The 14,950-nt window shown below is 74.3% G+C and carries 10 protein-coding genes; 4 read left to right on the top strand and 6 right to left on the bottom strand.

Annotated elements, in window-relative coordinates; translation table 11 throughout:
- Positions 1–15: 15 nt before the first annotated feature.
- Positions 16–1,749: a fatty acyl-AMP ligase gene (locus tag ACZ6EJ_RS14360; RefSeq protein WP_469267227.1), complete on the bottom strand. Its 1,734-nt coding sequence runs from the start codon at positions 1,747–1,749 to the stop codon at positions 16–18.
- Positions 1,750–1,926: 177 nt separating this feature from the next.
- Here ACZ6EJ_RS14360 and ACZ6EJ_RS14355 point away from each other — a divergent pair, with 177 nt between their 5' ends.
- On the top strand, positions 1,927–2,571 hold the full coding sequence (locus tag ACZ6EJ_RS14355) for a TetR/AcrR family transcriptional regulator (protein WP_469267225.1): 645 nt from the start codon (positions 1,927–1,929) through the stop codon (positions 2,569–2,571).
- Positions 2,572–2,628: 57 nt separating this feature from the next.
- On the opposite strand, the gene fabI is transcribed toward ACZ6EJ_RS14355, so the two are convergent.
- Together fabI and ACZ6EJ_RS14345 are read right to left on the bottom strand one after the other, a co-directional pair.
- Positions 2,629–3,408: an enoyl-ACP reductase FabI gene (gene fabI / locus ACZ6EJ_RS14350; RefSeq protein WP_469267224.1), complete on the bottom strand. Its 780-nt coding sequence runs from the start codon at positions 3,406–3,408 to the stop codon at positions 2,629–2,631.
- Entirely contained in the window at positions 3,405–4,268 is an 864-nt protein-coding gene (locus tag ACZ6EJ_RS14345; RefSeq protein ID WP_469267222.1) for an alpha/beta hydrolase, read from the bottom strand. Before ACZ6EJ_RS14345 ends, fabI begins: the two co-directional genes overlap by 4 nt.
- 145 nt (positions 4,269–4,413) lie before the next feature.
- Here ACZ6EJ_RS14345 and ACZ6EJ_RS14340 point away from each other — a divergent pair, with 145 nt between their 5' ends.
- Genes ACZ6EJ_RS14340 through ACZ6EJ_RS14330 form a run of 3 tightly spaced genes read left to right on the top strand, consistent with a single transcriptional unit; the run spans position 4,414 to position 5,860 of the window.
- The gene (locus ACZ6EJ_RS14340) at positions 4,414–4,587 is read left to right on the top strand and encodes a hypothetical protein (protein WP_469267220.1); all 174 of its coding nucleotides are present in this window, start codon (positions 4,414–4,416) and stop codon (positions 4,585–4,587) included.
- Complete coding sequence (locus ACZ6EJ_RS14335) at positions 4,584–5,513, top strand: hypothetical protein (RefSeq protein WP_469267218.1); 930 nt, start codon at positions 4,584–4,586, stop codon at positions 5,511–5,513. The genes ACZ6EJ_RS14340 and ACZ6EJ_RS14335 overlap by 4 nt, the downstream gene beginning before the upstream one ends.
- Positions 5,510–5,860, top strand: a complete 351-nt coding sequence (locus tag ACZ6EJ_RS14330) for a 4Fe-4S dicluster domain-containing protein (RefSeq protein ID WP_469267217.1) — start codon at positions 5,510–5,512, stop codon at positions 5,858–5,860. The genes ACZ6EJ_RS14335 and ACZ6EJ_RS14330 overlap by 4 nt, the downstream gene beginning before the upstream one ends.
- Positions 5,861–6,047: 187 nt before the next feature.
- Here ACZ6EJ_RS14330 and ACZ6EJ_RS14325 read toward each other — a convergent pair whose 3' ends face one another.
- From ACZ6EJ_RS14325 to ACZ6EJ_RS14315, 3 genes are read right to left on the bottom strand one after another with little or no spacing between them, the layout of a single operon-like run.
- Positions 6,048–6,485 carry a nuclear transport factor 2 family protein gene (locus tag ACZ6EJ_RS14325; RefSeq protein ID WP_469267215.1) on the bottom strand — a complete coding sequence of 146 codons (438 nt, stop codon included), beginning with the start codon at positions 6,483–6,485 and terminating at the stop codon, positions 6,048–6,050.
- A 10-nt stretch (positions 6,486–6,495) separates the two neighbouring features.
- Entirely contained in the window at positions 6,496–7,680 is a 1,185-nt protein-coding gene (locus ACZ6EJ_RS14320; RefSeq protein ID WP_469267213.1) for an FAD-dependent monooxygenase, read from the bottom strand.
- A 1-nt stretch (position 7,681) separates the two neighbouring features.
- The gene (locus tag ACZ6EJ_RS14315; RefSeq protein WP_469267211.1) at positions 7,682–14,932 is read right to left on the bottom strand and encodes an amino acid adenylation domain-containing protein; all 7,251 of its coding nucleotides are present in this window, start codon (positions 14,930–14,932) and stop codon (positions 7,682–7,684) included.
- Positions 14,933–14,950: the final 18 nt, after the last annotated feature.

The following is a 14,950-nucleotide window of genomic DNA, read 5'->3' as shown; positions in this document are numbered from 1 at the left end:
GTCGCCCGGCGTCCGTCAGGCCGTTCCGGGGGCGGACGGGACGCCGGCGACGGCCGCGAGGGTCCCGTCGAGGTACGCCGTCCGGCACGCCTTGCGCTGGATCTTGCCGCTGGAGGTCTTGGGCAGGGTGCCCGGGCGGATGAGGACGGCGTGGCGCAGGGACAACCCGTGGGCCTCCCCGACCGCGCCGCGGATCGCGGCCTCGGCCTCGGCGCACTCGGGGCCGGTCGTGGCCGTGGTCTCCGCGACGATCACGGCGAGTTCGCCGTCCGTCCCTCCGTCGACCGAGAACGCGGCGATGCAGCCCGGCCGGATCGCCCGGTGGGCCGTCTCCGCGGCCAGTTCGAGGTCCTGGGGATAGTGGTTGCGTCCGTCGATCACCAGCAGGTCCTTGAGCCGGCCGGTGACGTACAGCTCCCCGTCCCGCAGGAAGCCGAGATCGCCGGTGCGCAGGAAGCCGCCCCGGCCGTCCTCCAGGGTGGCCCGGAACACCTCGCGGGTCGCCCGCGCGTTGCGCCAGTAGCCCTGGGTGACGCTCGCGCCGGCGACCCAGACCTCCCCGATCTCGCCCTCGGGGCACTCCTGCCCGTCGCCGCCGGCGATGACCACGGTCAGGTCCGCGCCGGGCGGGCCGCAGCTCACGAGTTCCCCGCCCGTCTCCGCGTCAGCCCCGGGCCTGAGAGCCGTCCTCGGCTCCAGGTCGACCGGGCCCCCGCTCACCATCAGGGTGGCCTCGGCGAGCCCGTAGCCGGGGTGCAGCGCCCCGCGGCGGAACCCGGCCGGGGCGAAGGTGTCGGCGAACCGTCGCAGCGTCGCGGCCCGGACCGGCTCGGCCGCGTTCAGCGCGACCCGCCACCGGCTCAGATCGAGGGTGTCGAGGAGTTCCGGGGTGGCGTCGCGCAGGCACAGCTCGTACGCGAAGTTGGGTCCGCCGCTGGTGTGCGCCCGGTACCGGGTCAGCGCCGTCAGCCAGCGGTCGGGCCGCTGGAGGAAGTGCAGGGGGGAGAAGAGGGTGGACGTGCCGCCCATGAAGATGTTGTTCAGGACCGGGGCGATCAGGCCGAGGTCGTGGTAAAGGGGCAGCCAGCTCACGTACAGCTCGCCGCCCCATTCCTCGACCGTCTCGGGGGTGTGGCCCATGCCTCGGGACAGGACGCGCTGGTTGTCCAGGAGGTTGGCGTGGGTCACCATCACTCCGCGCGGGGCGGAGGTGGAGCCGGACGTGTACTGGAGGAAGGCCACCGAGTCCGGTGCGAGCGCGGGCCGGCGCCAGGACGCCTCGGCCTCGTCGGGGATGTCCTCGGTGGCGATGCAGAGCGCGGTGTCCAGCTCCGGCAGGTGCTCGGCCATCTCGTCGAGGGCCGCGATGACCTGCTTGGTGCCCAGGATCACCTGGGCGTCCGCGTCGGCGATCATGCGCCGCACCCGTGCGAGGGCCCGGTGGCTCCGCGCCCTGCCCTGCGGCGGCAGGCCCGGCGCCGCGACGACTCCGGCGGACAGGCAGCCCAGGTAGGCGCCGATGAACTCCAGGCCGGGCGGATGGAGCAGGATCGTCCGGGAGCCGGCGAGGCCCCGCTCCTGCAGGTGGCCGGCGACGGCCCGGGCGCGCCGGGCCAGCCGGCCGTAGGTCCACTCCTGGACCTCGCCGTCGGGGTCCCCGTCGGTCAGGAAGCGGAACGCGACCCTGTCGGGCCGCAGCGACGCCTGTGCGAGCAGTGCGTCGACCATCGAGCGAACCGCGTCGGCCACCCGTCGATCCCTCCCCCGTGCGCGGCGCATACGCGCGGTGAACCGGCCGGGTACGCAAGAAGATCGCACGACCGTTCGGACAGTTATACTGTCACACACTGACCGCACAGTCGTCTACTTACTCAGTACACTGATTCTTCGACCGCACCACGGAGGTCCGGCCCAGGAGGGGTAGACATGGCAGCGACACACATCGACGGGCGGATCGCGCGGGGGAACCAGACGCGGCAACTGATCCTCAAGCGCGCCGTGGCGATCGCCTCCGTCGAGGGTCTGGAGGGCCTGTCCCTGGGCCAGCTCGCGACCGAGCTGAAGCTCAGCAAGAGCGGGGTGTTCGCCCTGTTCGGCTCCAAGGAGGACCTTCAGCTCGCCACGGTCCGGGCCGCGATCAAGGTCTACCTGGAGCACGTCGTCCAGCCGGCCCGCGATCTGCCGCCGGGGATCGACCACCTGTGGCGGGTGTGCGACGGCTGGCTGGAGTACTCCCGCAAGCGCGTCTTTCCGGGCGGCTGCTTCTTCTACTCGGTGTCCGCCGAGTACGACGCCCGCGAGGGCAAGGTCCACGACACGCTCGCCGCGGCGCGCGCCAACTGGGTCACGTTCCTGGAGCAGACCGTGCGCGAGGCGCAGCAGGCGGGCGAGGTCGAGGCGGAGACCGACGTGCCCCAGCTCGTGTTCGAGCTGACCGCGCTCATGGAGATGGCCAACGCCGAGTCCGTCCTGCACAACGAGTTCGCCAGTTACGACAAGGCGACCAAGGCGATCCTGAGCCGGTTGCGCGGCGTGGCCACCGACCCCTCGCTGCTGCCCGACGCCCCCTGACGCCGAGCGCGCCCCTGGGCGGGACCCCGTGCGGGGGTCTTGCCCAGGGGCGCGGCCTCACGCGCCGATGGCGTGCACCCCTCCGTCGACGTGCACGATCTCCCCGGTCGTACGGGGGAACCAGTCCGAGAGCAGGGCGACGACCGCGCGGGCGGCCGGCTCGGGGTCGGACAGGTCCCACTCAAGAGGCGCGCGCGTGGCCCACACCTCCCGGAACGTCTCGAACCCCGGAATGGACTTGGCCGCCATCGTCTTGATCGGCCCGGCCGCCACGAGGTTGCAGCGGATGCCTCGGGGGCCGAGGTCGCGGGCGAGGTAGCGCGAGGTGGATTCGAGGGCGGCCTTGGCCACCCCCATCCAGTCGTACGCGGGCCAGGCCACCTGCGCGTCGAAGTCCAGGCCGACGATCGCCCCGCCCCGCTCCTCCATCAGCGGGAGGGCCGCCACGGCCAGCGCCTTCAGGGAGTACGCGGACACCTCGACGGCGGTCGCGACGGAGTCCCAGCCGGTCTGCAGGAAGTTGCCGCCGAGCGCGTCCTGCGGGGCGAAGGCGATGGAGTGCACGATGCCGTCGAGCCGGGCGTCGGGGCCGGCGGCCTCCCGGACGCGGTCGGCGAGGCTCGCCAGGTGCTCGGCGTTCTGGACGTCGAGCTCGACCAGCGGCGCCGGCCGGGGCAGCCGTTTGGCGATGCGTTCGACCAGGCTGAGCCGGCCGTACCCGGTGAGCACCACCTCGGCGCCCTGTTCCTGGGCGAGCCGGGCGGCGTGGAAGGCGATGGAGGACTCCATCAGCACTCCGGTCACCAGAACGCGCTTGCCCGCGAGTATGCCGCTCATCGTGCTGCCACCTCGGTCTTCCGTTCCTGGACAGGGTCGCCGGACGCGACGAAGTCCGCTATCTCCGCGACGACCTGGGGAGCGCCGAGGATGCGCCGGTGCCCGAACCGGCGGGTGACGACGAGCCGCGCCCGGTCCCCGAAGAACTCGGCGATGCGCTTCCCCTGGCCGACGTCGACCATGGTGTCGTCCTCGTCGTGGATGACGAGGAGCGGGATCTGTACGTTCTCGGAGCCGCGGAAGACCGAGAAGCGGGACCACATGTCCGCCTCGCCCGGATACACCTCCCGTTCGAGGCGCCTCCTCACCTCCGCCTTCAGGTGCGGTTCGAGGTCCAGCCCGAAGGCGAACGCGTCGACCAGGTACGCGAAGTCGGGGACCGAGCTGATGGCCGCGATCCGGCGGGTGCGCACCCCCTGCTGCAAGGAGACGAACGTCGCCGTGACACCGAACGAGTGCGCGACGACGGCTTCGAAGTCGCCGTGCTCGCGGTGGAGTTCGGTGATGATCTCGACGTATTCCAGCAGGGTGGTGGTGTCGCCGGCGGCCTCGCCGTGGCCGGGCGCGTCGAAGGACACCGGGCTGTAGCCCAGCTCCAGGAGCCGGGCGATGGCCTTCGCGTAGCGCGACGCCCGCGACTCCCAGCCGTGGACGAGGAGGACGGGGCGCTCGCCCGTGCCCCAGCGGTAGACGACCGCCGTCCTGCCGTCGACGGTCAGCTCGTCGGTCCGGGCGCTCTCGATGGCCGTCCGCTCGTCGGGCCTGACCCTGCTGCGGCCCTGCGGCCGCCGGAAGAGGTCGAACAACTGCTCGCCCCTGTCGCTCGGGGCCGCGTCGGCGGCCCCCGTGGCGGAATCCATTCCTCGCCCTCCAGATCGATCGGACGGGCGAAATTTTAGCACGATCGTTCGCTCTTATTTTGTGATCACCTCTGCCGGGCCATAAACATGTACGGACGATCGTGCTAATGTCTTCTCCGGTCAACTCTCCCTCTTGGAGGCCGGTATGACGCTCCCGCACCCCGCCCAACCCGCCGGCGAGGCGGGCGGCACCCGCCCCGGTCCGAACCAGTGGATCAAGGACCATCTGGACGGGCTCATCGACGAGCACCTGTTGAAGGACGCGCCCACGCCCGCGCCCGCCACCGCATCACCGTCCGAGGAGAAGGTGCGGCCATGACCGGCGCGGACACCACGGGACGCCTGGGCATCGCCGTCGCCTCCGGGATGCTCAAGGGCGTGTACGGCCACGGAGTGCTCTCCGCCTTCGAGGAGCGCGGAGTGCGCGCCCACGTGTACGGGGCCGCCTCCTCCTCCGGGCTGTCCGGCGGTCTCGCCGCGATCGGCCACGCCCGGCGGACCGGCGTGGACTACTGGATCGGCGCGGCCTCGGGCGTCGCCGAGAAGGGCATGAGCCGCGTCGCGCTCGACAGCATCGAGGAGTACGGCCCCCTCCTGCGCGACGGGCTCTTCCGCCCCGGCGCGCCCGAATTCCTGCTGGCCACCAGCAGGGTGACCAACGCGGCCGCCGCGCAGACCACCCAGGGACCCGAGGCCAAGGCGCTCGGCAAGCAACTGCTGCGCAACATCTTCTCCGGGGACCGGAGCTGGGTGCAGGAGAACCTGGCCGCCACCGTCTTCTCCTCCCACGCCCCCGCGGGCGGCGAGGAGCCCCGGCTGACGGCGGACAACTACGACGCCGTCGCCTACGCCTCCACGCGCATGTTGCACGCCTGGGCCGTCCCGGCCGAGGTCGACGGCCAGGCCCACGTCGACGCCTCGTACACCTGCTCCTGCCCGGCGCGCGAGGTGGCGGCCAAGGGCGTGTCGGTGCTGATCGCGATCGGCAACGACCCCTTCCCGCTCTTCCGCGACCTCTACGCCTCCGAGGAGATCGCCGACGGCTCCGTCCTCGACGGGGCGCGGGTCCTGGTGGTCAAGCCGGAGGAGGATCTCAAGGGTCTGGGCGTCGACTACGCGGCCGCCTCCCCCGACGGCCTGGCCAAGGCCTACGAGCGGGGCCTCGACGACGGCCACCGCTTCGTCGAACGGCACCCGGAACTGGTCGGGACGGGCGGCGGCACGGCAGAGGAGGGCACGGCGTGACGCACGTGGTCACCGAGCAGTGCGTCCACTGCAAGTTCGCGGAGTGCGTCACCTACTGCCCGGTCGCCTGCTTCCGCGAGGCGGGGACGTTCCTGGTCATCGACCCCGCCGAGTGCATCGACTGCGGGAACTGCGTGGAGGCGTGCCCCGCCGACGCGATCTACCCGGAGGAGGAGCTGCCGCCGGAGCTGCTGCCCGCCCTGGAGTGGAACGCCCGGCTGGCGGACCGGCTGCCGCTGGCCACCACGCGCGTCGAGCCGCTGCCGGACGGCGAGGCGTGGCTGGGCCGGAGCGGCAAGTGGGATTCCCTGCCCGCACCGGAGGCCCCCGGCGCCCTCGGCGGGTGAGTCGCGCGGCCCCGTGACCGCTCCGGTGCGCGGGGCCGCGCGGAGGGGCGTTCGCGCGGGCGGGGGTGCGGAGGACCGGGCCCTCGGCCCTCCGGCGATCGCGGCACGACTCCCGTGGAGCCGCACACCACCGCCCCCCGGCGTACGGCCGGGGGGCGGTGGTGTGCGCGCGTGCGGCAGGCGCGGCTCAGCCCCGGCCGTAGAGGGCGGCGGTGAAGTACTCGGTGTCGAAGTACTCCCGCATACTCCGGATCTGCCCGTCCCGGACGGTGAAGTGCGCGCTGATGGGCAGGGTGTACGGCGCGCCGGCGCGCGTGGTGGCGCGGGTGACGCACTCGACCGCGACCTGGTCGCCCGCGGCGGTCAGGTGGCGGACGTCGACGGTGTAGTCGGCCGCCGGGTCGAAGAGTTCGCCCATCGGCAGGAGGAATCCCTCCACGATCTGCGCGAGCCCGGTCCAGGTCCCCGCGACCGGGTGGCTGCCGGGTATGACGTAGACGGCGTCGGCGGCGACGAGGCCGCCGATCGCGCCGGCGTCCCGTTCCCGCAGGGCCCGGAGATAGCGGTCGACCACGCTCCTGGCGTCCTGGCTCGTCCCGGTGGGGCTGGCGGTGGTGTCGGTCATCGTCTCTCCTTCAGCGCGCGGGCGCGTCGTCGAGCAGCAGGGGGGTGAGGGCGCGCCGGAAGTCCTTGAACATCACGGATTCCGGCGCGTGGCGCAGGTACACGTCGCGCACGGCCCGCAGGACGGGGTTGCCGAGCTGCTCGAAGCCGCCGAACCGGCGGGAGACCTCGACCATCTCCCTGGTCCGGTCGCGCCGCAGGTCCTCGTACCGGCGCAGCGCGGCGACCGGGTCCGTTCCCGCGGCCAGGCACTGCGCGAGGACCACGGCGTCCTCGATGGCCGAGCTGCCGCCCTGGGCGAGGCTGGGCAGCATCGGGTGGGCGGCGTCGCCGAGGAGCGTCACCGGCCCCTCGCCCCAGTGCGGGAGGAAGGGGCGGTCCTGGGCCGGTACGGCGACGATGTCCTCGACCGCCGTGGTCTCGATGGCCCGGCGCACCTCGTCGGCCCATCCGTCGTAGGCGCGCACGATCTGGTCCTTGTCGCCGTCCCAGCGGCGCGCGGCGTCGGCCGGCATGTTCAGGGTGCCCCACCAGTAGGCGCGGCCGTGCCCGATGTCGTGGATGCCGAAGCGCCTGCCCAGGCCCCAGTAGTGGGCGTTGTAGCCGCGGGTGATCTTCGGGTGGGTGAAGGGGGTGACGGAGAGCCAGCAGAGGAATCCGCCGTACCGGGGGCCGCTGTCGTCGCCGGTGCGCCGGCGGCGTATCGCGGAGTTGACGCCGTCGGCGCCGATCAGGATGTCCCCGGTGGCTTCGCGGCCGTCCTCGAAGCGGACCCGGACGCCGTCGCCGGTGATCTCGTATCCGGTGGCGGCCGCGCCGACCGTGACGGGCGGTCCCCCGAGGGCGTCGAGCAGGGCGGCCTGGAGGTCGCCGCGGTACATCGCCACGCTGGGGGCGCCCATCCGCCCGCCCGCGGTCTCGACCGGCAGGGAGCGCAGGGAGCGTCCCTTGTCGGTCATGATCTCGGTGTGCAGGATCGTCTGGCCGCGCTTCTCCAGTCCGAGGTCGATGTCGAGGGCGCGCAGGGCGGCCACGGCGTTGCTCATCACGGAGATGCCGAAGCCGGCGGGGCGCAGGTCGGGGGCGCGCTCGAAGACCTCGACGTCGACGCCGACCCTGCGCAGGGTGACGGCGGCGGCGAGCCCTCCGATGCCGGCTCCGATCACGAGGGCGCGGGGGCGGTTGCGGTGCGGCACGTCAGTGTCCCTTCTCGGTGGTGCGGGGCGCGGCGGGCGGCGCCCCGGTGGCGCGGGGGCCGTCGCAGGCGTCGCGTGCGAGCGCGGCGACGGCCTGGGCGAGGTGCGCCACGTGCGGCTCCTCCATGATCGAGAGGTGGTCGCCGGGCACCTGGACGACCTCCACACGGCCGGCGGTCATGGTGTGCCAGCCGTTGGCGGGGTCGGTGTGCCGGGTCGCGCCCGCGCCGTGCATGGCGTGCAGGACCTGCGGCAGCGGTTCGCGGGCGCGGACCAGGGTGACGTCGTCGGCTCCGGGACCGGGTTCGTACGCCTGCGTCGCCCGCCAGTTGGCCTCGTACACGGTGAAGAGGCGGCCGACGAGCGAGCCCCCGCTGCCGGGGGGCAGGATGCCCTCGTCGGCGGCGACGCGGGCGATGAAGGCGAACTTCTCCTCCAGCGTGGTGAGTTCCGCGGGGATGGCCTCCAGCGGCGAGTCGCCGCCCCGGCCGAGCAGCAGGAGTTCCCAGAAGAACCAGCCCAGCAGCGCCTCGTCGGTGAAGGCCCGGCGTTCCTGGAGCGGCCCGAGGGCCACGGTGTCCAGCAGGATCACTCTGGCCACCTCCGCGCCTGCCGCCCGGAGTTGGCGGGCCATCTCGAAGGCCACGAAGCCGCCGAAGGACCAGCCGCCGATGGTGTACGGGCCCTCGGGCCGTATCCGGCGCATGGCCGCGACGTAGCTCGCCGCGATCTCGGGGACCGTGCGCAGGGGCTCGGTCCCGACGTCGCCGCCGGCCGCCTGGAAGGCGAACACCGGCTGGTCGTCGGGGAGGTGGCGGGCGAGCGGGACGTAGCAGAGCACGTTGCCGCCCATGGGGTGGGCGAGGAACAGGGGCGGTCGGCTGCCGCCGGGGCGGATCGGCACCAGGGGGTCGAAGACGGCCCGCGCGCCGCCGGCGCGCAGCCTTTCGGCGAGGGCGGCCACCGTCGGGGCGGCGATGAAGGCGGAGATGGGCAGGGAGAACCCGTAGCGCCGCTCGACCAGGACGGCGAGCCGCATGGTGGTGAGCGAGGTGGCCCCCAGGGTGAAGACGTCGTCGTGGACGCCGACGCGCTCCACGCCCAGGAGGTCCGCGAGCAGGGCCGCCAGGGTCTGTTCGTACGCGTCGCGGGGGGCTTCGCCGCCCCGGCCGGCCGGCCGGGTCAGCGGCAGGGCCCGCAGCGCGGCGTCGTCGCGTTTGCCGCTGGGGGTCAGGGGCAGGGCCGGCAGCCACTCGATGTGCTGGGGCGCCATGAACGCGGGGAGGACGGCGCGCAGTCCGGCGCGGAGCGCGTCCAGGTCGGTGCGTTCGGCGTCGCCGACCAGGAAGGCGGCGAGGAAGACCTCCCCGCTCGGTGCGGTGCGGGCCACCACGGCGGCCTGCCGGACGTGGACGTCGCGGTGGCGGGCCGCGGCGCGGACGAGGGCGACCTCGGCCTCGGCGGGTTCGACCCGGTAGCCGCGGATCTTCACCTGGGCGTCGGACCGGCCCGTGCAGACCAGGGCCCCGCCGGGCAGGAACCGGCCGAGGTCGCCGGTCCGGTAGGCGGGGACCGGCCCCTCGGGTCCGGCGATGCGCACGAACCGCTCGTCGGCCGGGGCGGACGCGCCGAGATAGCCGTCGGCGAGGGCCGCGCCGGACAGGTACAGCTCGCCCGTCACCCCGGCGGGGACCGGGCGGCCCCGCGGGTCGAGCACCTGGACGCCGACGCCGGGCAGGGGGGCGCCGATCGGGACGAGCGCCGGGAAGCGGGCCGGGTCGCCGGTCAGGGTATGGCGGGTCGCCACGTGCGTCTCGGTGGGCCCGTACTGGTTCTCCAGGATCGCCCCCGGCAGCGCGGCGAGGAGGGCGCGGATCTCGTCGGTGACGCGCAGTTGCTCGCCGGAGGAGACGATCACCCGCAGCGCGCGCGGGGCCGTGCCGAGCGCCCCGTACGCCTCGGCGAGCTGTTGGAGGGCCACGTAGGGCAGGAAGATCCGGGCCGCGCCGCTCTCGTCGAGCAGCCGCAGCAGCGCCCGCATGTCCCGCCGCTCGTCCTCGGTGACCAGGCGCAGGACGCCGCCCGCGCAGAGCGTGGAGTAGATCTCCTGGAAGGCGACGTCGAAGCTGAGCGGCGCGTACTGGACGGTGGTGCGGCCGGCGGCGGCGCTCTCGGCCCGGATCTGCCAGCCGATGAGGTTGGCCAGTGAGCGGTGGGGCATCACGACGCCCTTGGGGCGGCCGGTGGAGCCGGAGGTGAACAGGATGTACGCGGTGGTGTCGAGCCCGATCCGCCGCGGGAGCGGGGCCCCCTCCCCCGCGCCGGGGTCCGGGGCGAGGAGGGTCTCCGCGGTCAGCAGCAGGTCCGGGTCGGGCAGCAGGCCGGCGTCCGAGGCGCGGGCGATCACGCACAGGGGCTCGGCCTGCTCCACCATGGCGGCGAGCCGGGCCCGCGGGTAGGCGGTGTCCAGGGGGACGCAGGCCGCGCCCGCCTTGGCGGCGGCGAGGATCGCGGCGACCGTCTCCGGCGAGCGGTCCATGGCGATGCCGACGCGGGTTCCGGGGCGGACGCCGAGGGCGAGGAGCCGCCGGGCCGCCCGGTCGGCGGTCTCCCGCAGCTCCCGGTAGCTCCAGGTGCGCCCGCCGGTGGTGACGGCGTCCGCGTCGGGGGCGAGGTCGGCCTGCCGGTCGAAGAGCGAGACGACGTCGTCGGTGCTCGGCAGTCCGCTCGCGCCGCCGGGGAGCGGTTCCGGGGCGGCCAGGAAGGCGAAGTCGGGCGCCTCCTCGGGCCGGGTGACGAGGCGGTGCAGCACGCGGGTGAAGGCGTCGGCGAACAGCTCGGCCTGGGCCGGGGTGATGCTGTCGCCGTCCCCGTCGACGCGCAGCGAGAGCGTGCCGTCGACCGGGTGGAGGAAGGCGTTGACGAGGAGCTGGAAGTCGGTCTCCTCCCAGGTCGTGAACTCCTCCAGGCGGACGTCGGGAAGGCTCAGCACCTCGGAGAGCATGTGGAAGTGGACGTAGTTGAACGCGGTGTGCAGGACCGGGCGGCCGCCCCGGTCGGCCTGCATGGCGCTCAGCGGGTAGCGCTGGTGGGCGCGGCCGGCGGTCTCCTGCCGGAACAGTGCGCGGGCGACGCCGATCCAGCCGCCCGCGGCCTCGGCGGAGGTGAGGCGCACGGGGACGGTGTTGAGGAAGAGGCCCGCCATGCGGTCGGCGTCCGCGCGTTCGGGCCGCCCGTGGGTGATCACGCCGGTGGTGAGGTCGTCGGCGCCGGAGAAGAGCCGCAGGGTCAGGCAGTACGCGGCGAGCAGCAGGGACTTCACCGGCAGCGCGTGCTCCGCGGCGAGGGCGCGGGTGCGGCGGGTGAGGTCGTCGGGCAGCACGGCGCGGTGGACGACGTGGGCCGCCTCGCGCGGGGGTTCGGCGGGCGCGAAGCCGTCCAGGCGCAGGGCCCGCGCGCCCGCGAGGCGCCGCTGCCAGTGCGCGCGGGCGGCCGGGTCCGCCAAGGCCTCCCGTTCGTCGCGCACGTGGTGGGCGGGGGTGGGCGGAGGGGTGTCGGGGACGGCGGGGATGTCCGCGCCGAGGGCGTGCAGGTAGTCCTGGAGGAGTTCGCCCAGGAGGTTGGCGACGCTGCCGCCGTCGAGCAGCGCGTGGTGGAAGCTGAGCACCAGGTCGACGGCGTCGTCGCGGACGTGGGCGCGGAAGAGGTACAGCGGCGCCCGCTCCAGGTCGTACGGGTGGAAGCGGCGCTCCTCGATGTGGCGGGCGATCTCGGCCTCGGCGGCCGCGGGGGCGCGCCCCCGCAGGTCGGCGGTCTCCAGGCCGCCCGGCGCGTCGGCGTGCACGATCTGGAGGGGCTCGCTGGAGGCGCCGAGGTCGAAGGAGGAGCGCAGGGCGGGGTGGCGGGCGGTGAGGCGGTCGAAGGCGGCGCGGAAGCGCGTGCCGTCCCAGGCCATGGCCAGGCGGTAGCGGAAGACGTCGTGGTAGACGGCGGAGCGCTCGTCCCGGCGGCTGTGGTAGACCAGCCCGAGCTGGAGCCGGGTCAGCGGGAAGGCGTCGACCGCTCGGTGGAGGCGGGCCCGGTCGAGGCGGGGGACGAGGGCGAAGGGTTCGAGCGGGGCGGCGGGGCCGGAGGTCTCGGCGGTGTGCGCCGCGAGCGCCGCGACCGTGGGGTGCCGGACCAGGTCGTCCAGGGAGAAGTGCAGGCCCTGCCGTTCGGCGAGCGCCCGGATGCGGAGCATCAGGAGCGAGTCCCCGCCCAGCGCGTAGTAGTCGTCGTGGACGCCGACCCGCGGCGTTCTCAGCACCTCGGCCCAGACGCCGGCGAGCAGTCTCTCGGCCCTGGTGCGCGGGGCGCGGCCCGCGGGCGGGGCCGGGGCGGCGTCGGGTGCGGGCAGCCGGTCGCGGTCCAGCTTGCCGCTCGGGGTGAGCGGGACGGCGTCGATGCGCCGGAAGCGGGCCGGGATCATCGCGTCGGGGAGGGACGCGGCGAGTCGGCGGCGGAGGAAGGGCGCCTCCAGGTCGTCGTCGGCCACGTAGTAGCCGACCAGGAAGACGCCGAGCTCGGGGTCGGTGCGGTCGGCCACGGCGGCGTCCCGCACGCCGGGTATGCGGCGCAGGGCGTCCTGGACCTCGCCGGTCTCGACGCGGTGGCCGCGGATCTTCACCTGGCCGTCGATCCGGCCGAGGTATTCCAGCGTGCCGTCGCCCAGCCAGCGGGCGAGGTCGCCCGTGCGGTACAACCGGCCGCCGGCGGCGAAGGGCGCGTCGGTGAACTTCTCCCGCGTCAACTCGGGCCGGTCGAGGTAGCCGCGGGCCACCGCGACGCCGCCGACGCACAGCTCGCCGGGGACGCCGACGGGCTGGGGTTCGCCGTCCCGGTCCAGGACGTGCAGTTCGACGTTGTCGATGGGCCGCCCGATGGGGACGCGGGCCGCGGGCCCGTCCTGCGGGGCCGGGCAGACGTGCGCGGAGACGTCGACGGTGGCCTCGGTCGGCCCGTACAGGTTGACCAGGACGGGCGCGTCGGCGCCGAGGACCCGGTGGAACTGCTCCACCCGTCCGGGCGACAGGGCCTCGCCGCTGCAGAAGACGTGGCGCAGCGATCCGGCGTGGCGGCGCAGGTCGGGCGACTCCTCCAGCAGGTCGAGGAAGGGGCCGAGCATGGAGGGGACGAAGTGCACGACGGTGACGTTCCGCCGGCGGACCGTCTCCAGGATCTGCCGGGGGTCCTTCTCGCCGCCCGGCGGCAGCAGGGCGACCGAGGCCCCCTCGACGGCCCACCAGAACAGCTCCCACACCGACACGTCGAAGGAGACGGGGGTCTTCTGCAGCAGGACGTCGTCCGGGCCGATCGGGAAGGCGCGCTGCATCCAGGCGAGCCGGTTGACGACGGACCGGTGTTCGACCATGACGCCCTTGGGTCGGCCGGTCGAGCCGGAGGTGTGGATCACGTAGGCGAGGTCGCGGGGGCCCGCCGCGGGCGGCACGGGGTGCGAGGGGCCCCGGAGCAGTTCGGCGACGGGGCGGACGGGGGTGCCCGGCGGGGTCGGTACGGGCAGGTCGGGGCGGTCCGTCAGGACCGCGCGGGCCGCGCTGTCCGCCAGGATGACGGCGATGCGCCGTTCGGGGTGCGTCGGGTCCACCGGGGCGTAGGCGGCGCCCGCCTTGAGGATGCCGAGGACGGCGGCGAGCAGGTGCGGGCCGCGCTCCATGAGGACGGCGACCCGGTCGCCGGTGCGCACCCCCTGGGCTCGCAGGGACCGCGCCACCTGGTTGGCCCGCGCGTCGAGTTCGGCGTAGGTCAGGCTCTCGCCGCCGTCCGCCGCGTACACGGCGGTCCGGGCGGGCACGCGGGCCGCCCGCTCCTCGATCAGGGCGTGCAGGGTGGTGCGGTCGGCGAAGGGGACGCGGGGGCCGCGGGAGAAGCGGCGCAGTTCGTCCTGTTCGCGCTCGCTGAGCATCGGCAGCTCGCCGGCCGGGCGTTCGGGTTTGGCGAGCCCGTGGGTGATCAGCGAGGTGAGGTGTTCGACGAGCGAGGTGATGGGCAGGTCGGCGTCGAACACGTCGGTGGCGTAGCGGAGTTCGACCACGAGGTCCGGGCGGCCGCGGGTGGCGGTGACGCTGACGACCAGCGCCTCGTCCTCGTGCGGCGGCGCGGTGAACACCGGTCCCCCGCGCACCACGCCCGCCGGTTCCAGCGGGGTGCGCAGGGTCATGTAGGTCAGGGTGACGTCGAAGAGGCGGCGCTCCCGCGATCCGCCGGCCGGCAGCTCCCGCAGGACGTCCCCGATCGGCAGCCGCTGGTGCTGCTGGAGCAGGCCCACCGATTCCCGTACGTCGGCGGCGATGTCCAGGAGGGGCTTGCCGTCGGGGACCTCGATGCGCAGCGGCAGCGTGTTGGCGTACTGGGCGACGGCGGTCAGCTCCGTCCGGCTGCGCCGGTTGAGCAGCGGTACGCCGATCACGGCCTGCTGGGTGCGGTGCACGCGGGCGAGCCAGACGCCGAGCGCGGCGGCGAAGAAGGAGAAGGGGGCGGCGCCGCTCCTCCTGACGGCCTCGGCCGCCTCGGGCGGGAGCGTGAACGTGTGGAAGCCGAAGGCGGGCGCGCCGCCCTGCCGCCGCCGGTCGAAGCAGCGGGGGTCCGTCCGGGCCAGTTCGGCGCGGTGGAAGGCCCGGTCCTCCTCCTGCTCGGGCGAGCCGAAGTAGGCGTCGCGGCCGGTGACGGCGGTCAGCGCGGAGGGGGCGGGGCCCCGGTCGCGCGGTTCCAGGCCGCGCGAGCGGCGGTCGTACTCCGCGACCACCTCGGTGTGCAGGATCTCCGCGCCCCGGCCGTCCAGGAGCAGGTGGTGCGCCTTCAGGAAGAGGTGGACCGCCTCCTCGCCCTCCCGCAGCAGCACCGCGCGGAAGAGCCGCCGGCCGCGCAGGTCGAAGGGGACGACGAGGGCCCGTTCGCGCCAGGCCCGGCACGCCGCCGCGGGGTCGGCCTCGGCGGAGAGGTCGACCGTCTCGACCACCGGTGCGCCGTCGTCCGCCAGGGTGTCGGCGCACCACTGGCGGGGCGTCCCGTCCACCTCGTCGAAGCGGAGGCGGAAGGCGTCGTGGCGCTCCAGCGCGCGAGTGAGGCAGTCCCGCAGCAGCTCGGCGTCGACGGCCCCCGTGAACCGCTCGAAGACGGCTCCGTTGAACTGCGGGCTGCCCGGAGACCGGGCTTCCGCGAGCCAGATGTCACGCTGGTACGGGGACAGGCGCACGTTTCGCGTAGTGATGGG

It is taken from the genome of Streptomyces sp. NPDC041970 (assembly GCF_055588985.1).
Note: the sequence above shows the minus strand (reverse complement) of the source record. Positions and strands in the feature narration are given on the sequence as shown.